The sequence below is a fragment of the Mycobacterium sp. 852013-50091_SCH5140682 genome (assembly GCF_001665685.1).
GTDB lineage: Bacteria > Actinomycetota > Actinomycetes > Mycobacteriales > Mycobacteriaceae > Mycobacterium.
In genome coordinates, this window is sequence record NZ_LZTB01000083.1 from 1 (window position 1) to 22,927 (window position 22,927).

Annotated in this window: 15 protein-coding genes; 7 read left to right on the top strand and 8 right to left on the bottom strand. The window is 67.0% G+C overall.

Translation table 11 applies throughout. The features are described from left to right. Window positions 1–242: hypothetical protein (locus A5784_RS22615; protein ID WP_156750717.1), on the bottom strand; the 242-nt coding region annotated here is incomplete at its 3' end. A 6-nt stretch (window positions 243–248) separates the two neighbouring features. Further along, entirely contained in the window at window positions 249–2,090 is a 1,842-nt protein-coding gene (locus tag A5784_RS22620) for an Hsp70 family protein (RefSeq protein ID WP_064947130.1), read from the bottom strand. A 227-nt stretch (window positions 2,091–2,317) separates the two neighbouring features. Here A5784_RS22620 and A5784_RS22625 point away from each other — a divergent pair, with 227 nt between their 5' ends. The 5 genes from A5784_RS22625 (at window position 2,318) to A5784_RS22645 (ending at window position 9,635) form a co-directional block, all read left to right on the top strand. Beyond that, window positions 2,318–2,836, top strand: coding sequence for an Rv0340 family IniB-related protein (locus tag A5784_RS22625; protein ID WP_064947131.1), 519 nt, complete (start codon window positions 2,318–2,320; stop codon window positions 2,834–2,836). Window positions 2,837–3,138: 302 nt separating this feature from the next. Continuing rightward, a complete protein-coding gene (locus A5784_RS22630; protein ID WP_064947132.1) occupies window positions 3,139–4,245 on the top strand; it encodes an IniB N-terminal domain-containing protein in 1,107 nt (368 codons plus the stop codon). A gap of 82 nt (window positions 4,246–4,327) precedes the next feature. Further along, window positions 4,328–6,199, top strand: a complete 1,872-nt coding sequence (gene iniA, locus A5784_RS22635) for an isoniazid-induced dynamin-like GTPase IniA (protein ID WP_064947133.1) — start codon at window positions 4,328–4,330, stop codon at window positions 6,197–6,199. A 23-nt stretch (window positions 6,200–6,222) separates the two neighbouring features. Beyond that, window positions 6,223–7,749, top strand: a complete 1,527-nt coding sequence (locus A5784_RS22640; RefSeq protein ID WP_064947134.1) for a dynamin family protein — start codon at window positions 6,223–6,225, stop codon at window positions 7,747–7,749. Window positions 7,750–7,823: 74 nt separating this feature from the next. Beyond that, window positions 7,824–9,635 (top strand): Hsp70 family protein, encoded by a 1,812-nt coding sequence (locus tag A5784_RS22645; RefSeq protein WP_502687533.1) that lies wholly within the window; start codon window positions 7,824–7,826, stop codon window positions 9,633–9,635. A gap of 6 nt (window positions 9,636–9,641) precedes the next feature. On the opposite strand, the gene A5784_RS22650 is transcribed toward A5784_RS22645, so the two are convergent. The 3 genes from A5784_RS22650 to A5784_RS22660 form a co-directional block, all read right to left on the bottom strand. Then, window positions 9,642–11,273: a thiamine pyrophosphate-binding protein gene (locus A5784_RS22650; protein WP_064947136.1), complete on the bottom strand. Its 1,632-nt coding sequence runs from the start codon at window positions 11,271–11,273 to the stop codon at window positions 9,642–9,644. A 42-nt stretch (window positions 11,274–11,315) separates the two neighbouring features. Then, entirely contained in the window at window positions 11,316–12,533 is a 1,218-nt protein-coding gene (locus A5784_RS22655) for a Glu/Leu/Phe/Val dehydrogenase dimerization domain-containing protein (RefSeq protein WP_082945016.1), read from the bottom strand. 84 nt (window positions 12,534–12,617) lie between these two features. After that, window positions 12,618–13,229: a TetR/AcrR family transcriptional regulator gene (locus A5784_RS22660; RefSeq protein WP_064947142.1), complete on the bottom strand. Its 612-nt coding sequence runs from the start codon at window positions 13,227–13,229 to the stop codon at window positions 12,618–12,620. A gap of 176 nt (window positions 13,230–13,405) precedes the next feature. Between A5784_RS22660 and A5784_RS22665 the strand changes: the two genes are divergently transcribed. Then, entirely contained in the window at window positions 13,406–14,956 is a 1,551-nt protein-coding gene (locus A5784_RS22665; RefSeq protein ID WP_064947137.1) for an APC family permease, read from the top strand. 36 nt (window positions 14,957–14,992) lie between these two features. Next, on the top strand, window positions 14,993–15,388 hold the full coding sequence (locus A5784_RS22670; RefSeq protein WP_064947138.1) for a hypothetical protein: 396 nt from the start codon (window positions 14,993–14,995) through the stop codon (window positions 15,386–15,388). A 74-nt stretch (window positions 15,389–15,462) separates the two neighbouring features. Here A5784_RS22670 and A5784_RS22675 read toward each other — a convergent pair whose 3' ends face one another. From A5784_RS22675 to A5784_RS39300, 3 genes are all read right to left on the bottom strand, one after another. Then, complete coding sequence (locus A5784_RS22675; protein WP_064947139.1) at window positions 15,463–16,392, bottom strand: LLM class F420-dependent oxidoreductase; 930 nt, start codon at window positions 16,390–16,392, stop codon at window positions 15,463–15,465. 22 nt (window positions 16,393–16,414) lie between these two features. After that, window positions 16,415–22,657 (bottom strand): ATP-binding protein, encoded by a 6,243-nt coding sequence (locus A5784_RS22680; protein ID WP_197514840.1) that lies wholly within the window; start codon window positions 22,655–22,657, stop codon window positions 16,415–16,417. Window positions 22,658–22,710: 53 nt separating this feature from the next. Then, on the bottom strand, window positions 22,711–22,927 hold a 217-nt coding region (locus tag A5784_RS39300; RefSeq protein WP_232006211.1), incomplete at its 5' end, for a hypothetical protein.

Consider the following 22,927-nt stretch of genomic DNA (forward strand, 5'->3'; position numbering starts at 1 on the left):
CCATACGCGATGCAGCGTAGTCTCGTGGGCTCGGAGATGTGTATAAGAGACAGGGTCAGCACCACCCGCCCGGCATCGCGCAGCGCACCGCGCACAGCGGCGAGCACCGAGGTCTTGCCGGTCCCGATGCCACCGGTCACCAGCAGTTTTGTCGGCACAGTCGGCGCGGCGAGCACGGCTGCTACGACGCGGCGGGCGGCCGGCGGCAGGTCCATGCCGGTGTCCGGCGCCGGGTGCGACATGACCGGCTAGGCGCCGCCGCCGGCCGCGGTCGTGGTGACCGGCGGTTGTGTCGTGGTCGGCGGCTTGGTCGTGGTGGGTTGGGTTGTCGTCGGCTGGGTCGTCGTGGGCTGTGTGGTGGTCGGCTGAGTGGTGGTGGTGGTCGTGGTGGGCGCTGTCGTGGTGGTCGTTGTGGTGGTGGTGGTCGTGGTCGGACTTGTGGTCGTGGTGGTGGGCTCGGTGGTCGTAGTCGGCGTGGGGCTGTCCGTCGTGTGCGTCTGGGTGATCACCGTTGTCGGGGTGATGACGGTGGTGGTGCCCTGACCGTCCGGGCCGACGGTGACGGTGGTGACCGGCGGCAGCATCGAGACCGTGGTGCTGGTCTCGGTCACCGGTGTCGAATCGCCGGACGAGCTGGTCAGTGTCACGGCGAGACCACCCGCTGCGAGCAGGACTGCGGCGGCGGCTGCCGCGAACAGGATCACCGGCCGCTTGTACCAGGGCAGTGGTCCTGGCTCGGCGTCGAACGCCTCTTCTTCGTGGGCGAAGGCCATCTGCGGGCGAGCCGAGGTCGGGCCCGTCCCGCCGCTCTCGTAGTTGTAGTTGTAGTCCGGTCCGGCGTAGGGGACCGGTTCGTCGGTGGGAGCGTCGTCGTCCTGCGACCAGGCCAGCGACCGGAACGTGGCCGACCCGGCCCCGTCGGACGCCGACTCGGCCGCGGCCGCACCGGCCGCGCCGACGGCCCACGCGCTCGGCGCCATGCCGGTCGGGGCGTCCGCGGGGTTGATCCCGGGTGCCAGGCCGGTCGGAGCGTCGGCCGCGAAAACCCCTGGGGCCATGCCGGTCGGGGCGCCCGCGTCGGCGACGACGTCGGCCACCAGCGCGGCACCGGCTGCGGCGGTCAGCTGCGGCTGCGGTGACGTGACGACCGGTGCGCGCAGGTGCTCCGACAGGCGCTGGGTCACCAGCGGAATAGCCGCGGAGCCGCCGACCGTCGCCACCGCTGTCACGCTCGACAAAGCAATGTTGTTGCGCTGCAACGTTTCTGCGACGCTGTTCAGCAGACCGGTGAGCGGGTCGGCGACGAGCTGCTCGAGCTCGGAGCGCGTCACCCGGACATCGGACGTGAACCCGGGAAGCTCGGTCGGAATGACGGCGACGGTGTCGGCGGACAACTGCTCCTTGGCCTGGCGGCAATCGGAGCGCAGCCTCGCCAGTGAGCCGACCGCAGCGGTACCGGCCGGGTCGGCGTTGCCGGCAGCGGCGACACCGCTGAGCACATGGTTGAGCAGCGCCTGGTCCACCTGGTCGCCGGAGAAGTCCGGGTACCGCACGGTCTGGCCGATTTGGGCCAGGCCCGCGCCTGCGTCGGCGAGCGTCACGCTGGTACCGCTGCCGCCGAGGTCGCACAGCACCACGACGCCCTCGGCGGGCAGGCCGGGTCCCGCGCGCAACGCCGCGAGTGCGGCCAGGGAATCGGGGACGAGTTCGGCGGGAACACCGTCTGGAGCCAGTGCGGGTTTGCCGCGCAGAGCGCCGCGCAGCGCCCCGACGGCGGCGGGCCCCCAGTACGCCGGGACCGCGATCGTCACAGGTGAACCACCGCCGGCAGCGCGGGCCATCGCGTCGAGGGCCTCGGCCAGCGCCAGTTCACCGCGATGTTGGGAACCGTCAGCGGCGACGATCGGTACCGGATCGCCCACCCGCTCGACGAACCCCGTCAGGGCCAGGCCCTGACCGCCGTACTCGCCGACCTCGGGAGCACGGTCGGCGAACAGCGTGAGGATCGAGCGGCGAACGACCGGCGGACGGCCCTCGCGGGCAGCCACCAGGTTGGTTGTCCCGATCGACAACCCCAGTGCGTCGGTCATCAGGCGTCACTCCTGTGTTGTCGGGGCGGTCCCCACGATAGCGGCTGGCCCCCTGGTGTCGAGGATTCATCCCCTAGTCGCCAGAATCCCCTAACGGCCGACCCCCTAATTGGACCGCCAAGGGGGTGGGTTGGACACCGATCCCAGTGACGCCACTGGTGGATAGCATCGATGACAGCCGTCACGAGACGGGTCCGAGATGGTCACAAGAGAGTAAGGAAGGTGTCATGGCGAATTCGCTCCTCGACTTTGTCATGTCACTGGTCCGTGATCCCGACGCCGCCGCGCGCTATGCCGCCGACCCGTCGCAAGCCATCTCCGATGCCCATCTGACCGGTGTGACCAGCGTCGATGTCAACAATCTCATTCCGGTGGTGTCTGAATCACTGACCGGAGGCGAGGGGTTCGGCACCGAACCCGCGGGCAATGTCTGGGCGAGCGGGGCAGCCACTGCCGCGTTCGACGCCTTCGGCGACCACGTGCCTGCCACGGCCACGCCCGCCGACACCGGGCACATCGTGGACCACGTGATCACCCAGCCCGATCACATCGCCCCCGCTGCCCTTGATGACTACTTCACCGACAGCGGGATCGGCCAGCAGTCGCTGGATGATTCATCGCTGCAGCTCAGCAACCCCGTCATCGATGACGCCACCCACGCCGACTTCGGGAGCGAATGGGCGGCCCCCGCACTGGACGATCACCACCACGACGATGGTGGGGCCGGCTTCGACCTGTTCAGCTGAACGCAGCCGCATCTAACCGTAGCGAATTAGCGCACAACCTCTCGGGTTGTGCGCTTTTTGACGTTGACGTGCATAGATGGCGTTCTCCCAGCGTTTGACCATATTTGCTTCAGGAACCCCTAGCGATCCCCTAATCCCCTAATGGGTCCCCATCGGGCACCCCCAGTGGACGTGCGGGAGGGAGGGGATCCGGCCCCGTTTGCGGGGGCTTGCGCGGCCCATAACGTTGTCACCAGTTCGCCGGGACATCCCGGAACGAGAACCAGAACCTCAGGCAAGACACAACGAAAGGCAGTACCGAGATGACCACTCTGATCGACTTCATCATGGATCTGTTCCGCAGCCCCGCCGCTGCCGCCGCCTACGTGGCCGACCCGGAAGGCGCGCTGCGCGACGCCGGCCTGCCGAACGTGTCCGCCGCGCAGCTGGCCTCCGTGGCCGCCACCGCCGCTCCGGCCGGTCTGGCGCTGGGCAACGGTGACCCGGTCTACGGCCTGCAGCGCGCGGTCGCCGACTACCACAACATCGCCTCCCCGTTCTCCCCGCAGACGGCCTTCACCTCGCAGCCGACCTTCGCACCGCAGACCGACACCTCGCTGCTGAGCGGCAACTCGACCGACCTGGCCAGCCACAACAACGTGCCGATCATGAGCCCCAACCAGGACGCAGGCGCCAACGCCCAGCAGGGTGCGTTCAACCTGGGCTTCGGTGACATCACCCTCGGCGACAAGACCACCACGACCAACACCGCGACCAACGGCGGCGTCGTCAACACCGGACACTCCAGCGGCCCGATCGTCACCGGCGACGGCGCGGTGCTCGGCCACGGCAACACCGTCAACAACGGCGATGTCTGGGCCGGCTCCGGCTCGCACGTCGCCATCGGCCAGGGCAACGAGATCGCCGACAGCTCGCAGCACGCAGGCGGTCAGATCATCTCCGGTAACGACGGCCCGGTCATCAGCGGCAACGACATGAGCGGCGGCCACGGTGGCGGCGCGAGCGCCAGCGGCAGCGGCGGTGGCCTGCTCAACATCGGCGGCAGCGGCGGCCACGCCAATGCCGGCGACGGCGGCAACGCCGGCTCGATCATCGTGACCAGCAACGACAGCCACGCGGTGGGCGGCAACCAGACCACCGCCGGCCACGATGTCGGCAGCGGCAACACCAGCTCGATCGACTCCTCGGTGCACACCGCGTCGTCGACCCACACCTCGCTGTCCGACCAGTCGGTGCACGACAGCTCGGTGGGCAACACCAGCACGGTGCACAGCGACAGCTCGGTGCACAGCTCGGTGACCGACGATTCGGTGCACCAGGTCGGTGGCCTGCACACCAACGTGTCGACCACCAACGATGTGGCCAGCCACAACACGGTCGACCCGCACGCCGGGTTCCACGGCTTCTGATCGGAACAGCACCGCTACTGGCGGGGACCGCAAAGGTCCCCGCCAGTTCGCCGTTTACCGTTAGAGGCCGGAGGGTTTCCCAATGACGCAATCGAATGACCCGGGCAAAGGCGCGGCCGGCGGGCCGGCCAGACCGGTCGCGGTCATCATCGAGCTGATCGACCACACCAGCAGGATCGCCGGCGCGAGAGACCGCGGCGACCTCGTGCAGAGCCTCGGCCGCGCCAAGGAGCGCATCACCGATCCGCACATCCGGGTGGTCATCGCCGGCCAGCTGAAACAGGGCAAGAGTCAGCTGCTCAACTCGCTGCTGAACATGCCGGTGGCCCGGGTCGGCGATGACGAGAGCACGGTGCTGGCCACCATGGTGTCCTACGGCGAGCAGCCGTCGGCCCGGCTGGTGGTGGCGCGGCCCGACGGGGCGGAACCCGAACTCATCGACATCCCGCCGGGCGAACTGCGCAACGATCTGCGCCGCGCCCCGCAGGCAGGCGGGCGGCAGGTGTTGCGTGTCGAGGTGACCGCGCCGAGCCCCCTGCTGCAGGGTGGGCTGGCATTCATCGACACCCCTGGGGTGGGCGGGCACGGGCAGCCGCACCTCTCGGCGACGCTGGGCCTGCTGCCCGACGCCGACGCGATGCTCATGGTCAGCGACACCAGCCAGGAATTCACCGAGCCTGAGCTGAGGTTCATCCGTCAGGCACTCGAAATATGCCCGGTGGCAACGATTGTCGCCACCAAGACCGATCTGTATCCGCATTGGCGCGACATCGTCGCCGCCAACACCGCCCACCTGCAGCGCGCCGGACTGAATGTGCCGGTCACTCCGGTGTCTTCCGTGCTGCGCAGCCATGCCATCCAGCTCAACGACAAGGAACTCAACGAGGAGTCCAACTTTCCGGCCATCGTCAACTTCCTCTCCGAGCGGGTGCTGTCTCGCGAGAACGACCGCATCCGCGATCAGGTGGTCGACGACATCCGGTCTGCCGCAGAGCATTTGATGCTGGCGGTGGAAACCGAGCTGGCGGCGATCAACGATCCTGAGGTTCGCGCGCAGCTGACGAGCGAGCTGGAGCGGCGCAAGCAGGAGGCGCAGGACGCCCTTGCGCAGAGCGCGCTGTGGCAGCAGGTGCTCAACGACGGTATCGCCGATCTCACCGCAGACGTGGATCACGATCTGCGGCAACGTTTCCGGACCATCAGCGCGCACACCGAGAAGATGCTCGACAAGGTCGATCCCACGGCGCACTGGGCCGAGATCGGCGCTGAGCTCGAGGACGCGGTGGCCACCGCGGTCGGCGACAACTTCGTGTGGGCCTATCAGCGCGCCGAGGCGCTGGCCGCCGAGGTGGCCGACACCTTCACCAAGGCAGGCCTGGACGCGGTGGCCCTTCCTCAGATCGATGCGCGGGAAATGGGCGCTGGCTTCGGGGAATTCAGCTCGGTGCAGAAACTGGAGGCCGGACCCATCCGGGCGGGCCACAAGCTCGTCACCGGTATGCGGGGTTCCTACGGCGGTGTGCTGATGTTCGGCATGATCACCTCGTTCGCGGGCCTCGGCATGTTCAACCCGCTGTCGCTCGGTGCGGGACTTCTGTTGGGCCGCAAGGCTTACAAGGAGGACATGGAAAACCGGATGTTGAGGGTCCGAGGCGAAGCCAAGGCCAACGTGCGCAAGTTCGTCGACGATGTGGCATTCGTGGTGGGCAAGGAATCCCGTGACCGGCTCAAGGCCATCCAGCGTCAGCTGCGCGATCACTACCGCGACGTGGCCAACCAGACGAACCGTTCACTCAACGAATCCCTGCAGGCCACCCTCTCCGCGGCCAAGGTCGAAGAGAACGAGCGCAACACCCGGGTGGCCGAACTGGAGCGTCAGCTCAACATCCTCAAGCAGGTCGTCGAGCATGCTGGGAACCTCGCCCAGGGAGTCCCGCTAGGCTCGCGGGGTTAAGTGAAAGGGTCGGATTTCGCAGCGTGAGCACGAGCGATCAGGTACGGACGATTCTGGGCGGCACCATCCAGGCGTACCGGGGTGACCCGGCGTACCGTGACCGACCCGACGTGCACAACGAGCTCGACCGGATCGGGCGCCGGCTCAACCAGCCCATCCGGATCGCGCTGGCGGGCACGCTCAAGGCGGGCAAGTCCACGCTGGTGAACGCGCTGGTGGGGGAGGACATCGCACCCACCGACGCGACCGAGGCGACGCGCATCGTCACCTGGTTCCGGCACGGGCCCACCCCGAAGGTGACGGCCAACCACCGCGGGGGCCGCCGGTCCAACGTGCCGATCGCGCGCGACCCGCACGACCGGGGCTTGACGTTCAGCTTTTCGGCCCTCGACCCTGTCGACGTGGTCGACCTCGACGTCGAATGGCCCGCCGCCGAACTGATCGACACCACGATCATCGACACCCCTGGCACGTCGTCGCTGTCGCGGGACGTCTCTGAACGCACACATCGGCTGCTGGTGCCCGAGGACGGAGTGCCGCGCGTCGACGCGGTGGTGTTCCTGTTGCGCACGCTCAACGCCGCCGACATCGCCCTGCTCAAGCAGATCGGTGAGCTGGTCGGCGGTTCGTCGGGCGCGCTCGGGGTGATCGGGGTGGCGTCGCGGGCCGACGAGATCGGTGCCGGTCGCATCGACGCCATGATGTCGGCCAAGGACGTCGCCAAACGGTTCACCGCCGAGATGGACAAGACCGGCATCTGCCAGGCCGTGGTGCCGGTGTCGGGGTTGCTCGCGCTGACCGCCCGCACGTTGCGCCAGAGCGAGTTCGTGGCGCTGCAGAAGCTCGCCGGAGTCGACGCCGCGGAGATCAACAAGGCCATGCTGTCGGTGGATCGCTTTGTGCGCGAAGACAGTTCATTGCCGGTGGACGCGAAGACACGCGCGGCGCTGCTCGAGCGGTTCGGCATGTTCGGGATCAGGATCTCCATCGCGGTGCTGCGGGCAGGCATCACCGACTCCGTGGCGCTGGCCGATGAATTGCTCGAGCGCAGTGGCCTGGTCGCGTTGCGCGATGTCATCGACCAGCAGTTCGCGCAGCGCTCGGATCTGCTCAAGGCGCACACCGCGCTGCTGTCGCTGCGGCAGTTCGTGCAGCACAACCCGATCTACGCGACGCCATACATCCTGGCCGACATCGACCCGCTGCTCGCGGATACGCACGCGTTCGAGGAGCTGCGGCTGCTCAGCCAGTTGCGCGGGCGCCCGACGACGCTCAACGAGGACGAGATGGCCTCGTTGCGGCGCATCATCGGCGGGTCGGGCACCGATGCGGCGAGCCGGCTCGGTCTGCAACCCGATACGCCCTACGACGGGCCGCGAGCGGCGTTCGCGGCCGCGCAGCGCTGGCGTCGGCGGGCCGAGCACCCGCTCAACGACCCGTTCACCACCCGCGCGTGCCGGGCTGCGGTGCGTAGCGCCGAGGCGTTGGTTGCCGAATATTCGGCCCGCAACCCTGACGGATTAACGAATCGGGGCCCTCGACCGACATAGAAGGTATGCGTGGTTGCCTGGGGTTGTCGGTTGGTGCGGCCAACCTGACAGCGGTTGCTGACCAGGCGCCGATCATGCGGCGTAGCGTGCTGACCCTGTTCCGGGACCGCATGCCTGAGGTCGGCGTCTCGGACGGAGACGGTCTTGTCATCACCGGCTTCGTGGAGCGGGTCGGTGATCCGATCCCGCTGCTCGCTGCCGACGGCTCGGCTCACCGCGGCGAGCAACTGCTGGCCGCCGCGGTGGAATCGCTGACCCGGGCGGCCAGTCCGGCGCAGCGACCGGAACGCACGGTGGTGGCGGTACCTGCCTATTGGGGCCCGGCAGCGTTCGATGCGGCCCGCGCCGCGATGCCCGGCGTGCGGGTGGTGTCCGATGCCCTTGCGGCGCTGACGGCGATGCAGGCGCATCCCGGGCTGCCGGCCCGCGGTGTCGTCGCCCTGGTCGATTTCGGGGCCACCGGAACCAGCCTCACGCTCGCCGACGCGGATGCGCGTTTCGCGCCGATCGGACAGACCGTGCGCTACGACGACTTCTCCGGCGACCTCGTCGATCAGGAGCTGCTGCGGCACGTGCTGAGCAACCTCGACGCCGATGCCTCGGGCACCGCGGCGGTCGCTGCACTGGCCCGGCTGCGTGAGGAGTCGCGGGCCGCCAAGGAACGGTTGAGCTATGAGGCCGCGACCGGGTTGCCCGGCCCGGCGCCGGGAAGCATGCTGCGGCTCACCCGTGCCGAGCTCGAGGCGGTGGTCGACGCGCAGCTGCGCGGGGTGATCGAGGCGCTGCACGATCTGCTGCGGCGCAACGGCGTGCACCCGGCGCAGCTGGCGGCGCTGGTCACCGTGGGCGGGACCGCGCGGATTCCCCTTGTGACACAGCGACTTTCGGAAGCCTTCCGGATGTCGGTGACCACCGTCGCGCAGGCTCAGGTGGTCACCGCGATCGGTGCGGGTCTGCTGGCCCGCCGCGGCGAGGCCGAGACGGCGGCGACGCGGGCGGTGACGGCTGCTCCCTTCGCGCCCGCATCGACGACCGGTACGGTCGCTGCTTCGTCACTGGCGCCGGCCGCGCTGGCGTGGTCGGTCAGCGATCCGGCCGCCGAGGTCATGGACTACATCCCCGAGTCCGTGTCGGAGGATTCCGCCAGGCCCGCATTCGTGTTCGCAGAAGCACCGCGTGAGCCCGCCGCGGCGGCCCGCACGCCGTGGTATCGCGGCATCGTGGTGTGCGCCGCGGCGCTGCTCACCGTCGTCGGCACCGCAGGCCTGCTGCTGTCTGCCCACGCCGACAAGATGGACGCCGCGCCTGTCAGCGGCCCGGCGGCACCCGGGCTCGCGCCGGCTGAAGCTCCGTTGGCGCAGGTCGGGGCGGGTCCGCCGACCCGTACCGTCGTCGTGCAGGATCCGACGGTACCCGCGCCCGCTCCTGCGGTGTCTCCGTCGTCCGCGCCGTATTCGGTTCAGCGTCAGCAGGTGCAAGCGGTTCCGGCGCCGCAGGCCGCTCCCGCCCCGGCTCTGCCGCAGGCGGCGGACCCGGCTCCGGCGGACATCCCCGCACCGGCTGCGCTGCCGCCGGCCCCCGAGCTGCCGCCGATCCCGCAGTTGCCCATCCCGGCGCTGCCGCTGCCGCAGTTGCCGGTACCGCAGCTACCCGTGCCGCAGTTGCCGATCCCGACATTCACGCCACCCCCGCCGCCGACGCACACACCTGCACCGACGCCGACGCCGGAACCGACTCAGACACCCGAGCCGACGCATACACACACCGTGCCGCCGCCGCCCGAGCCGACGCACACTCAGGCGCCGGAGCCCACGGCTGCGCCGAGTTCACCGTCGAAGCCGTCGCATTCGACGGAGCCGACGACGTCAGCGGTGCCTACGCCGTAATCGCTGTCAGCCGGCCTCGGTTGCCGTGACCCGGAGGTGGATCAGGGTGGGCCGGTCGGCGTTCAGTGCGGCCGCGACTGCATCGGTCACCAGAGCGGGCGACTCCAGCGACACGCCGTGGCAGCCGAGTGAACGTGCCAGGGCGGCGAAGTCGGGGCTGGCCAGATCTACCGCGTGCACGCTGTCGCCGCGGTCGGCCATCTCGTTCCGGATCTCGCCGTAGCCCCCGTTGTCGACGATGACGACGGGGATGGACAAGCCGGCCTGCGCGGCAGCTGCGAGCTCGGCGACGGTGAACATGACACCGCCGTCACCGAGTAAGGCGACAACATTGCGTTGTGGTGCAGCGATTTTCGCGCCGATTGCCGCCGGTAGGCCGTAGCCCAAGGTGCCCACCCCGGTCGGATAGAGAAAGGACCGCGGCTGGTGCAGCGGAAGGTTGGACAGTGCGCCGTAATAGCAGGCCATCGTGCTGTCGGCGGCGATAAGGGCGCTGTCGTCGAGTGCGACGTCCAACGCGGCGCACAGCTCGAGGTAGGCGCTGCCTTCTCGCTGAGCGTCCTGCCGGAGCGATCGACGCCACTGTGCTGAAGATTCGCGACGATCAGCGCGCCCGGCGGTGCTGATGCCGGCGAGCACGGTGGAGAGCGTTTCGGCGGCATCGCCGATCAAAGCGACGGCGGGGGAGATGTTGGTGGCCGCGGCCGTGGGATCGATGTCGATGCGAATCACGGTGCTCTGCTGCGATATTGGGCCCCACCACCAGTCCGACGGAGCCAGTTCGGTACCGACGGCCACGATCACGTCGCTGGCGGCGACCAACTCTTTGACGGTGGGGTGATGCACTCCGGCGCCCAACGACAACGGATGTGTCTCGGGCAGAACACCTTTGCCGTTCGCAGTGGTGATCACCGGCGCTTGCAACGCTTCGGCGACTTCGCGGACTTCGTCGGCCGCGCCCGATGCCCCGCCGCCGACGATCAGCAATGGGTGCTCGGCGGCGTCCAAAAGCTGTGCCGCTGACCGGATCGACTCAGGATCCGGACGGCCCGGGCGACCGGCGTAGGGCGGCACCAGTGCCGTCGTGGCCTCGAGATCGAGCAGGTCTAACGGGATTTCCAGGTACGCAGGCCGGGGACGTCCACTGGTCATCGCAGCGAAGCACTGCGCGACCGCCAACGGTATCTCTTCGACGGTGGTCACGCGTTGCGCATGTCCGACGATCGAATCCATCGCGCGGAACTGGTCTTTGACCTCGTGGAGATACCCGTTGCCCAGGCTCGGGTGGTGCAGCGGCAGACCCGGCGCGATGAACAGGACGGGCACGGAATCCGAATATGCCTGGGCCGCAGCGGCTGCGGCGTTGAGGATCGCCGGGCCAGTGGTCGTTATCACCACCCCAGGTTTCCCGCCGGCGCGTGCGTAGCCGTCCGCGGCATAGCCGGCGCCCTGTTCGTGGCGGGCCAGCACGTGCCGGATACCCGCGGCGCCCAGGGCGGCGTACACCGGCAGGTTGTGCGTCCCCGGAATACCGAAGACCACGTCGACGCCGTGAAGGGTCAACGCGTCGACCAGAGCTTGGCCCCCGCTGCGGCGCTGTCCGACAGGCGCGGTCGTGGCTTCGGTGTCAGTGCTCATGAGTCCTTCCAGGGGTGATACGTGATCTCGTTGGGCCTGTGGCTAACTGGGGTACGCGGTGGTCAGCTTGTCGAGCCGGTCGGTGGCCATGGTGTACGCGGCGGCGCGCGCGGTGATCTTGTCGGCGGCTGACAAAGCGAACATCTCGTTGCTCAACTCACGCAGCCGCGTCGAGATCTTGGCGAAGGATTGCTCGGCACTTCCGTCGATGTCGCCGAACAGTACCCACCACCACCACGCGTTGGTCGCCGAATTGGCCACGAAATCCGGCACGATCACGATTCCGCGTGCGGCCAGGTCGGTTTCGGCGTCCGGGGTGACAGGCATGTTGGCTGCCTCGACGATCAGTTTGGCCGTCACCTCATGCTGGTTGGTGGCGTTGATGCAGTACGAGGTGGCAGCGGGGACCAGCACGTCCGCCGCGACCGACAGCCAGCGGTCACCGGGCAGCTCGACATCCTCTGGGCGCAGCTCCGCGCGGTTGACGCCGCCGCTGGGTGTGCGGGTCAGCAGCAGCCGCTCCACGTCGAGTCCGTTCGGGTTGGCGACGACCCCGTGCACGTCGGCGATACCGACCACGCGCACCCCTGCCCGCTGCAGGTAGCGGGCGGTCGCGCCGCCCATCGACCCGAACCCCTGGATGAACGCCGTGGAGGCATCCGGACGCAGATCGTGCAATTCCATCGCAGCCAGTGCCGCTTCGGCCACGCCGTAGCCGCCGACCAGCTCATCGAGCTTGACGCCGTCGACGTCGGTGCCGAACGCGACCCGCATCCGGGCCTGCGCCTCGTCGGGATCGTCGAGGTGTCGGTAGGCCGCATCCACCGAGCTGCCGAGACCGAGCTGGGCGATGCACTTGTCGACGGTCTCCTGGCGAACGCCGAAGTCTTCGCCCATCGTCCAGCGCTGCTCGATGAGGGGTTTCATCGCCTCGAGGTAGCGGTAGAGCACCGACTCTGCGGCCGGATCGGACGGTTCGAAGTCGATACCGCCTTTGGCTCCGCCCAGCGGAACGTAGCGGGCAGCCTCTTCGTAGTGGATGGCCTCTTTGAGGGTCATGCCCCGGGCCAGTCCGCGGACCTCGTCCAGTGAGCAGCCTTTGCGCATCCGCAGGCCGCCGCTGCTGATGCCGCGTACCAGCCGGTCGAGCACGAGATATCCGCGGGCGCCGGTGACCGGATCCGTCCAGATCGCCTCGAAAACCGGCGAGTCGTCGGCCTGCTCGACCGAACCGATGGCGTTGGGCAAAGAAAGTGACATGAGACTCCCCAAAAGTGACTGACTAGGCAGTCAGTATGGAGAGTGGGTCAGGTCACGTCAAGTTTGGCTTGGATCGTCGCCGCGCTACGCGGATGTGGTCGGCAGTCCGAGTTCGTTGCGCAGGGCGTCCTCGGTCCAGCGGTGAATCTCCTCGGTGGTCACCGCCCCGCCGAGGGCGACCGACTGGACAGCCAGGCCGTCGAGGAGCAGGGTCAGGCGCCAGGCCGCCCCGTGCGGGTCGGGGGTGTGGAATTCTCCCGAGCCCACGCCTTCCGCGATGAGCATCGCCACGGTCTGCCGCCACTGCGTGTCCATGTCTTTGACGACTTTTCGCAGGTTCTCGTCATGCAGGCCGGCTGACCACGATTCGATCCACAGCCGCCAGCCGAGCGCGTTCCCGGTGGGCCCGTAGTGATGTAAGACCGCGCGCAGTCGGTCGAGCACCGGCTGGGTCGCGACCCTGTCGAGGGTGTTGCGCAGTTGGGTCAAATCACGTTCTGCGGCAACGGCGAACGCGTGTTCAATCAGATTTGCCAGCGTCTCGAAGTGGTAGAAGATCAGGCCCGTGCTCACGCCGAGGCGTTTGGCGATGTCGACGGTGCGAAGCTGGCCGACGCCGTTCTCGGTGATGAAGTCGATGGTCGTGGCCACGATGTCGTCGGCGCGGCCAGGGGACTGTTTCTGTGATCGGACCACATCGGCACGGTACCCGGCCTCATCTGCGCAGGTGGCGCAGTGATGGCGCACGCGCTCTTGACAAATTGTGACGCGCGCCGCACAGTCTTCCTGCTTACTGAGTGAACAGTCAGTGTCCCTGACTTCTCACGCACCGCTCCACTTCGACGACAGTCGCAGAACCAGGAGAAACCGCTATGACGCAACAAATCATCGAAGAACCAGAGCTCGAGCCTCCCAAAGGGCGGCTGCGGCAAGGGCTCCGCCGGTTCGACGTCTTTTTCCTGCTGCTGTGTTCGCTGGTCGGTCTGGACACCATCGGCGCCCTGGCGGCATCCGGGCCCGAGGCGTTCGCCTGGCTGCTCGTCTTCTCGGTCGTGTTCTTCGTGCCCTACGGGTTGATCGTCAGCGAGCTGAGTTCGACCTTTCCCCTTGAGGGCGGCCAATACACCTGGGTACGGATGGCCTTCGGTCGGGGTGTGGCATCCGTGGCGCAGTTCGTGTACTGGCTGTCCAACCCGGTGTGGGTCGGCGGCGCTTTGGCCGTCGTGGCATTGGCCACCTTCCAAACCTTCATTCATCCCTTGCCCGGGGCATGGACGTATGTCTTCGGCTTGGCTTTCGTGTGGGCGGGTGTCCTGGCGGTGTCCGTCTCCCTCGAAGCCGGTCGCTGGGTGCCCATCGCCGGTGCCGTGGCACGCATCGTCCTGCTCGGATTCTTCTTCGTCTCGACGGTGGTCTACGGCGTCATCCACGGAATCCAACCGCTCACCGCATCGGACTTCTCCCCGTCGTATCTGGGGTTCCTCGCTCTCGCACCGCTGATCGTTTTCACTTTTGTCGGTTTCGAGGTTTCCTCCGCGGCGGCCGAGGAAATGGAAGCCCCGCAACGCACCATCCCGGTCGGTGTCATGCGCTCAGGGCTTGCGGCATTCCTGATGGTCGCTGCGCCGGTGGTGGCGATTCTGGTGGTCCTGCCGCGGGACCAGGTCAGCCATCTGAGTGGTTTTCTCGATGCCGCCAAACTCGTCTTCACCATCTACGGAGGCCACGTCAGCCCGGACGGAACCGTCGAATTGACCGGTGCGGGTGAGGTTATCGGCGTCATCTGCGCAGCGGGCGTCATCATCGCGCTCTTCACCAGCGGAGTGAGCTGGGCGATCGGGGAGAGCCGCGCTCAGGCCACCGCATGTTCAGACGGCAGCGGTCCCGCGTGGCTGGGCCAGATCTCGGAGCGGTTCGGTACCCCTGTGCGGATCAACGTCCTGGCCGGAATACTGGCGACCGCCGTGATGATTGCGGCGCTGAACTTCACGTCCGGCGACATCGGCAAGTACTTCAGCGTCGGGCTCAATCTGGCCATCTCGATGACCATGGTGGCCTATCTGGTGATGTTCCCGGCGCTGATGGTTCTCGACCGCAAATACCCTGACGCCAATCGGCCGTTCCGCATCCCGGGTGGCACCGTCGGCCGGTATCTCTGTTCAGCGGCAGCAACACTCGTGGTCATCTTCACCCTCATACAGCTGCTGTACCCGGGGGCCGGTCTCGGTCTTTTCGGCTCTCCCGGGACCCCCGATGACGCGCTGCCTGCCGGATTCGCCGGCGACCGCCTGGGTTACGAACTGGGCCAATTGATTCCGATGGCCTTGTTCATCGCCATGGGGATCGTGTTCTACCTGATCGGGCAGCGCGAAATGCGACGCGAGCACCGCACGCTCCAAGCGGTGGACGATCCGCTGGGGTGACGACGACGGCCTCAGTTTCCGGGCAGCGGATAGAGCGTGCGCGTCACGTTCGTCCGCACCCGGGGACGGCTGGTATCGGCGTCGCCGGCGTGGGTCCGGGTGGTAGGCAGCTGCCCGGTCGTCGACGGCCCGGTCGTCGATGTGTCGCTCGATGACGAGGTGTCCGAACCCGACGTGGTGGCGGCGTCCGACGGTCCCATGATCTCGGAGGTGCTCACCGGTGGGGTGGACGTGATCGTGGCTGTTGTGGTCGTCGTGGATGCGGCCGGCGTCGACGACGAAAATGTCGGATCGACGAACTGGGTGGGTGCCTCTTGCGGGCTGTTGGCGCTGCTGGTCAGGCTCACCACACCCCACACCAGTAGGGCGATGACGCCGAGGGCTGCGGCGCTCGCACCCGCGACCGCCGACGTCGAATGGTGCCAGGGCTGATCATGAGCCCGGTCGTCGTCGTCCTTGGCGGTCACGGGGTCCGATGATAATCGCGTTACCTGGTCTCGCCCCTATCAGTCCAATTGGCGGATGACCTCAGTGGAGAACAGCTCGACGTGGTCCAGATCGGACATGTCGAGCACCTGCAGGTAGACCCGCTGCACGGCCGCTTCGAGGAACGGAGCCAGCTTGTCGACGATCTCCGCGGGCGTCCCGACCAAGGGCGAATTGCTGCGAAGCTCATCGACTTCGCGGTTGATCGCGGTGGCTCGGGTGGCGATCTCGGCGTCGGTGCGCCCCACACACAGCACGAACGCCGCGGAGTAGGTGAGCGAGTCGGGCGCTCTCCCCGCGCCGGCAACCGCGTCGGCGACCCGAGCGAACTGCGCCTTGAGGACGTCGAGAGGGACGAACGGGATGTTGAACTCGGCGGCAAACTCGGCGGCCAGTGCAGGCGTGCGCTTGGGGCCACCGCCTCCGATGATGATCGGCGGATGCGACTGCGTGGGCTTGGGCAGGGCCGGTGAGTCGACGACGGTGTAGTGCTTGCCGTCGAAGTCGAACTTGTCCCCGACCGGGGTATCCCACATGCCGGTGATGATCCGCAGCTGTTCGGTGAGCCGGTCGAACCGTTCACCCAGCGGCGGGAACGGGATGGCGTAGGCCTGGTGCTCGGCTTCGAACCAGCCTGCCCCGATACCCAATTCGACACGGCCACCACTCATTTCGTCGACCTGCGCGACAGAGATGGCCAGTGGGCCCGGATGGCGGAAGGTCGCCGAAGTGACCATGGTGCCGAGCCGAATGGTCGAGGTCTCACGCGCGATGCCTGCCAGCGTCACCCAGGAATCCGTCGGGCCGGGCAGGCCGTCGCCGCTCATCGCCAGGTAGTGGTCCGACCGGAAGAAGGCCGAGTAATTCAGCGACTCGGCCGCGCGGGCGACAGCGAGCTGATCGGAGTACGTAGCGCCTTGCTGGGGTTCGACGAACACACGGAAGTCCATGGGCGCCAGAGTATCGGGGATCTCACCTCGCCGATGCTTCGTGACCGAGCTCCTCGAACCGAGCCAGCGCGGCGGCGAGGTCAGCCTCGTCGAACAGTTCGCAGCGGTTGATCAGGTCACCGGCGAGCGTGAGCAGCGCGATCTCACGCCATTCGGCGTCGAAGCCCTCCGGTGACGTTCCGTGTACCGCCTGTGTGACGAGCGCACCGTATCCGGTCAGGCGATGGACGGTTTCGACGTGGGCCTCGGCTTGGGGAGTGACGTCCCAGGTCGCCTGGATGTACGAGGTCTGCTCGCCAGGAGCGAAGGCGATCGCCCGCCTGCGGTCGACGTTCTCCCAATCGGGCGTCGTGGGCGGCAGCTCATGTCTGTTGAACGCGGCGTAGCCCGCCATGATGGCCGACCAGGTGTGTGCGTGGGCGGCTGCTTCACCGGCGAGGTAACGGGCATCGAGTTCGGCGAAGGCGGCCTCGATGTCGTCGGGATCGAGCGTGATCACCGTGTCGATTCGCTCGTCGCTGTTCAGGCCGACGACTTCGAGGACATTGACGTGATACGCGGCGGCAGGTTCGTCTACATATTGCGAGCGCCTGAGCACGAGGCGATCACCGCGCGTCGCAATCACCGCTGTTGCTGTGATGCTGATGCCGAGCTCGGTGATCGCGCGGGCGTCCTGGAGTGCGGCATCCCGACCATGCCGGATTCCCGAGCCTACGAGGCGACGACGATCGTTACCGTAGAAGTCTTCGGCCAGCATGGCCGCGATCGCGGCCAGATCGCGCTCGGCAAAACACTTATGGAAACGCTCATACATCTTGCTTGCGGTGTTCTCCAGTTGCGGCGCTTGACTGCTGAGTTCTTGGAATCTCGCAAGCGCAGCGGCGAGGTCTGTTTCGTCGAAGAGTTCACAGCGGCTGATCAATTCACCGTCGACCATCAGAATGTGGGTGTCCCGCCACTCGGCGCGGAAACCCTCTCGCGACATCCCTTGTGCGACATGGGTGACCACTGCGCCGAGGTTACTGAGTTGATGTACCGCCACGATGCGGATCTCGGTGTCCGGCGAGTCGTCCCACGCGGCTTCGAGGTAACTGATCATGTCGCCGGGCTGAAAAGCGGCTCCACGACGGTTGTCCACGTTCACCCAGTCAGGCGTCGTTGCAGCGAGTTCGCGGCGGTTGAATGCGGCGTAAGCGCCCACGATTGCCGACCAGGTCTGTGCGAACGGCGCCGCCTCCCCAGCAAGATAGCGGGCATCGAGTTCGGCGAAGGCGGCGTCGATGTCGTCGGGATCGAACACGACGCGCGCCACAACCAGTCCATCGGCGTCGATTTCGATCACGTCGAGGACATCGGTGTGGAAGTCCTCCGGTAGCTCGCCGCTCGCCGCGCGTGCACGATTGAGGGCAACGTACTGGCCGCGAATCGCGACAGTGTGCGACGTCCAATTCGTAGCCCCGACACCCGCGATGGCCGATATTTCGCGGATCACGGCATCGCGTCCCTGTTGAACGCCCGCGTTGACCACCATGCGACGGTCGTCGTTGGAAATATTCTCAGCATGCATCTCGGCCAACGCGGCCCAGTTTCCACTCCCGTAGCAGTGTTTCATGCGCTCGTACACATGGGTTGCCATGTTTTCTGGTCGTGCTGTTGGGGCGCTGAGCTCGTCGAATCTCGCCAGCGCCCCGCGCAGGTCCGCCTCGTCGAACGCCTCAGCGCGACTCAACCGGTCGCCGTCGACCGTCAACAGGCAGACGTCGCGCCACTCGGCGTCGAAACCCGCTTTCGAGGTCGCCGATGCCACATGAGTTGTGACTGCGCCGATTTCACCGAGCCGATGGACGGCTTCGACATAGATCGTGGCTTGTGACGTGATGTCCCACAATGCATTGAGCGACACTCCCAGGTCACCATTGTCGACGGTGACCGGCTGTCGATGATCGGCGTCCACCCAGTCCGGCGTTGCCGCGGGAAGCTCGCGCCGATTGAGTGCGGCGTAGGCGTCAGCGATGACAACCCACGTATGCGCGTGCGGGGCGGCTTCCCCGGCAAGGTAGCGAGCGTCCAGTTCCGCTATGGCAGCGTCGAAGTCGTCGCGGTCGAACCATACCTGCAGAGCGATTAGGCCTGCGTCATCGATGCCATACACCTGGAGAAGTTCGTCCTCTGGTGCCCCGGCGCTCATGTCCGCGGTGCCCACTCTCAATCGGGAAAGGGCCAGGCGCTCACCCCGAACGGCGATTACCGTCGCGGTGACCCGCATGCCGCCGGTCTCGAGGTTGAGTCTGTTCTGGTGCACCCAGTCCGAGGGCACGTCGACCGGCTTGAAACCGACGATCTTGCGACGACTTTCGACAGTGGCCGCAGCCGCGAACAGCTGCTCGAAGTCGTCCCACGCCCTTCGGTCGACAGCTGCCATCAGGCGCTCGCCTGCTCGGACGCATGAGGTTTCGAGCTCGACGCTCGCTATCTCAGGTAGAACCGGCGTAGTGGCACGGACGGTATCGCCGACAAGTCGACGTGCCTTCTCGACAAGGGCTGTAGCCTCCTTCTGCTCGTACAGGGCTGCGGCTCGTTCGGCAGCGGACTGCATCCCGGAGGTATCGCCTGCGGCACCCAGCACCATTGCGAGCGCCAAACAGGCATCGCCGTGATCGACCAGCGCATCGGTGCGTTCGACCAGACTCACAGCCGCCTCGGCAACGCGGCGGGCCTTGTCGTGATCATTATCTCGTGAAAGTAGCTGTGCCCGAAGGACGCGCCACGCAATCGAGGCCTTCAGCGCATGGCCCGCGAGACGCTCACTCTCGGCGCACAATTCGTCGGCTTCCTCGTCGCGGCCCAGGAGCATGCACGCGCGACCCAGCAGTGCCGCAGTCTCAGCCGTATCGGCGTCCACTCTCATCCGTCGAAAGCCGTTGTACGCCAGGCGTAGATGGAGTTCGGCGGCCGCGGGATCGTCGAGAGTCAGTTCGATGATGCCTGCGAAGTGTTCAACCTCCAAGGTCGCATGCCTCAATCCCAGTTCGGTGACTGTGCGCCGGGCTGAGTCGATCATGCGTCTGGCCGCGCCGCCCCGGCCACGGTAAGCCTCCAACACAGCCTGGCACCGTGTCGATATCGTCTCTACCACCGGTGATCCGCTGGTGATCCGCAGGAGTCTCACCACGTCGAGACACCGCCCGCCTGCGCGCGGAACCGGGCTGGGACCCCACAGCGCGGCAAGCGGCGCGCCCGCCAGGACGTTGTTCACCCGGCGGTGTTCTCGTGCGCGCCGGGCTGCGGAAAGAGCATGGTCCAGCGCGCTTTCGCAGTCTGCGATTCGACCGAGCCGAGCCAGGCATGTGGCGCGCACGGTATGGGCTGTGGCTTCCCCTGCGCCGTCGCCCAATTCGGCCAGTCTGTCTGCGGCTGCGCGCAACGCGCTCTCCAGCTCATCGAGCCGCTCGGGGTGAATCAGGATCGAGAGCTGGCCGTCGAAGCATGTTGTCCACGCCGTGAGGCGTGCGGAATCGCCCTTCTGCTGTTGGAGTTGGGCCAGGGTGGTCGCCGCCGATGTGACATCGCCGGCAGCCAGCAGCGCTTCGCACCGAGCGATCAGCAGGTCCGCCCGCCGGTCGTCACGGTCGGGGAGTTCGTCATCGAGTTCCTCGAGCGCGTGCAGCGCGTGGTCGTAGAGTTCTGCGGCGCCTTCGTAGGCAAGCCGGGCCATCGCCTGGTCGGCTGCGCGGCGGCAGTATTCGACGGCCTTGAACGCGTTGCCCGCCCAGGCGCATTCGAAATAGTGGTACGCCAGCTCTGCCAGGCGCTCGTCGTCGCGTGCGGGTTCGGTTTCCAATGTGGTGGCGATGCGTTGGTGCAGTCGCATACGGCGTACCGATGCCAGCTCGGCGAGCAGCGACTGTCGGACGATCGCGTGATTGAATCGGTAACGGCCGCCGGGCTCTTCGATGACTATGCCCGCTGTGCATGCCTCGTCGAAGGCATCGATGAGGTCTTGTTCAAGCACTCTCTCGACCAGGTCCACGGTAAACCGGCTGCCAACAACCGCGGCGGCCGAAAGTGCCTTGTTGGTGTCCGGAGAAAGCCGTGACAGCCTGCGGCTCACGGCTTCTCGCACTCCCTGGGGCAGGGTGCTCGGATCCCAGCGGCCACCGCTTTCGTTGACGTGGCGCAGCGCTTCGATGAGAAAAAACGGGTTGCCACCCGTGACCGACGCCAGCGCGTTCGCCAGTTCTTCGTCGTCGTAACCTGCTTCGGCGACGTATGCCGCCACATCGCCGGTATCCAAACCGCTGAGGCTCATTCGGCAGGCAGCACCGTCGCGATGCAGATCGGCGAGCATTGCCGCCAACGGGTGAGAGCGGTCGAGGTCGGTGCTGCGGTACGTGCCGACGATCTGCACGCGGGCGTGTTCGCCGAAACGTAGGAGATGCCTCAACAGCAGCAGGGTTGGTTTGGCAGCCCAGTGCAGATCATCGAGGACCAAGACGATCGGCACGCTCGCAGAGGCTGCTTCCAAGAGTGCGACGACGGCGTCGAACAACGCGTAGCGTTCGGTGTCCGGGTCGGCTCTGGTCGGTGCGGTCAAGTCGGGTACAGCATCGATGAGGCCTGGAACCAGTGGCAGTATCGCCTCGATGCCGCGGATGCCCCGTAGCCTGCCGGGTCCGACGCTGGGCACAAGTGTGCGTAGTGCTTCCGTGAATGGCTGGTACGGCGCGCCGAGATCCTCGTCGCACCGCCCGTACAACACGACGGCGCCGTCCTCGTAGGCCTGGCGGGACCATTCGCCGGCCAGGCGGGTCTTGCCGACGCCGGGTTCACCGGCGATCAGCACCGCCTGGGTGCCCGCGGTGAGCGCGGTCTGCCACGTGGACAGCAGTTCGCCGAGTTCGGGGCCACGCCCGACGAAAGGTCCAGATCCGGTGAGTACTGCGGGTATTTCGAGCCGCTCGATCGGGGGAGTGCTTGGGGGCGGTGCGTTGTCGTTGGTGTCGAGGCGAAGTTCGAAAACGTGCTCGGGCCGAGTCAGGTTCTTCAGTTGTCGCGTCCCCAGATCCACGAGTACAACGTCGTCGGAGAGAGAGTCGATCACGAGTTCGGCGGTCGCACCCGAGCACAGGATCTGGCCGCCCGTGGCCAGGGACCGTAGCCGAGCCGCGCGGTTGACCGATCGACCGAAATAGTCGCCGTCGCGGAGTTCTGCCTCGCCGGTGTGCAAGGCGACGCGGATACGCATGGGTTCGGCCAGCGCCCACGGCTCCTGGAGGATCGCATCTTGCAGCTCGATGGCGGCAGCGGCGGCCGCTGAAGGGCGGTCGAAGACCGTGAACGTCGCATCGCCCTCCCCGCGCGTCTTGATCAGCCGACCGCCCCGGGACGTCACGACCTGCTCGACGATCTCGTCGTGGCGGGCGAGCGCGACGGCCATGGCATCGGCATCTGCCTCCCAGGCGGCCGTCGACCCGACGATGTCTGTGAGCAGAAAGGTGACGGCGCGTGTCACGGCGGTAACATGTTGCGTCGCAGGGAGATCGAGTGCATCGTCCTGTGCGACGATCGCGGCCTCGAGGCGCCGAAGCTCGGGTCCCGGATCTATTCCCAACTCATCGGCCAGCAGCGTGCGGGCGCGTCGGTAGGCACCCAGCGCCTCACCCTGCCTGCCGGCGCGGTACAGGGCGAGCATCAGCTGGCCCCAACGTCTTTCGCGCAAGGGCGCGTCCGTCACCGAGGCCTCGAGTTCACCGATGATCTCCGCCGCTCTGCCAGTCATCAGCAGTGCGTCGGCCCGATCTTCGATCAGCGCGGCGTGTCCCTCGACCCAGCGCGTCTTCTCAGACGTTCCGCGCCGGCCGTCGGGAAGCTCCGGAACTCCACGCCATAAGGCCACAGCCTCGCCGAAGCGAGCCACCGCACCGCTGGTGTCACCGGCGGCTGCTGCGGCACGACCGAGCCCGGCTGCTCGCTTGTAGCGTAAGGCGTCAACTTCGGTGGTGCTCAGGCGCCATCCTGTTCCCTCGGTCAGGACGAATCCGTCGCCGAGAGCATGTCGTAACGAGGAGATGTGGGTCTGCAGGGCTTTGGCGGCGGTGCGTGGTGGGGTATCGCCCCACAGCAACTCGACCAGCGTCGTGGCGGGGACCACCGAACCGCCGTGCAGCCCGAGCATCGTGAGTATCGCGCGCGGCTTTGCGCCCGGTATGACGACGGGCGCACCGTCTTTCCGAACCTGGAGAGGTCCCAAAACCTCCAGTTCCACCGATGGAAGCGTACTCACACCCGACATCGTGGGTGTGACGATTCAACATGTGGTCAAGATCGAGTAAAGGTCTGTCGATCGGCGTCGGCGAAGTCGTGGCGATCCAACCACACCAAGCTCTTCTGCGCATCGGGGAATCCTGTTGCGGCGTAAGGCCTGTGGATGAAGTGCGGGTTGTGGATAACTGGTTGGCGGGTCGGTCGATCGCGATAGAATTCGAACATGCTTGCGAACACTGTGATGGACCGGGAAGCGGTCCTGGCGGTGTTC

Coding starts and splice junctions, on each gene's coding strand:
- A5784_RS22620 (WP_064947130.1), bottom strand. CDS start 2,090: ATGACCGACGCACTGGGGTTGTCGATCGGGACAACCAACCTGGTGGCT.
- A5784_RS22625 (WP_064947131.1), top strand. CDS start 2,318: ATGGCGAATTCGCTCCTCGACTTTGTCATGTCACTGGTCCGTGATCCC.
- A5784_RS22630 (WP_064947132.1), top strand. CDS start 3,139: ATGACCACTCTGATCGACTTCATCATGGATCTGTTCCGCAGCCCCGCC.
- iniA (WP_064947133.1), top strand. CDS start 4,328: ATGACGCAATCGAATGACCCGGGCAAAGGCGCGGCCGGCGGGCCGGCC.
- A5784_RS22645 (WP_502687533.1), top strand. CDS start 7,824: ATGCGGCGTAGCGTGCTGACCCTGTTCCGGGACCGCATGCCTGAGGTC.
- A5784_RS22650 (WP_064947136.1), bottom strand. CDS start 11,273: ATGAGCACTGACACCGAAGCCACGACCGCGCCTGTCGGACAGCGCCGC.
- A5784_RS22655 (WP_082945016.1), bottom strand. CDS start 12,533: ATGTCACTTTCTTTGCCCAACGCCATCGGTTCGGTCGAGCAGGCCGAC.
- A5784_RS22665 (WP_064947137.1), top strand. CDS start 13,406: ATGACGCAACAAATCATCGAAGAACCAGAGCTCGAGCCTCCCAAAGGG.
- A5784_RS22675 (WP_064947139.1), bottom strand. CDS start 16,392: ATGGACTTCCGTGTGTTCGTCGAACCCCAGCAAGGCGCTACGTACTCC.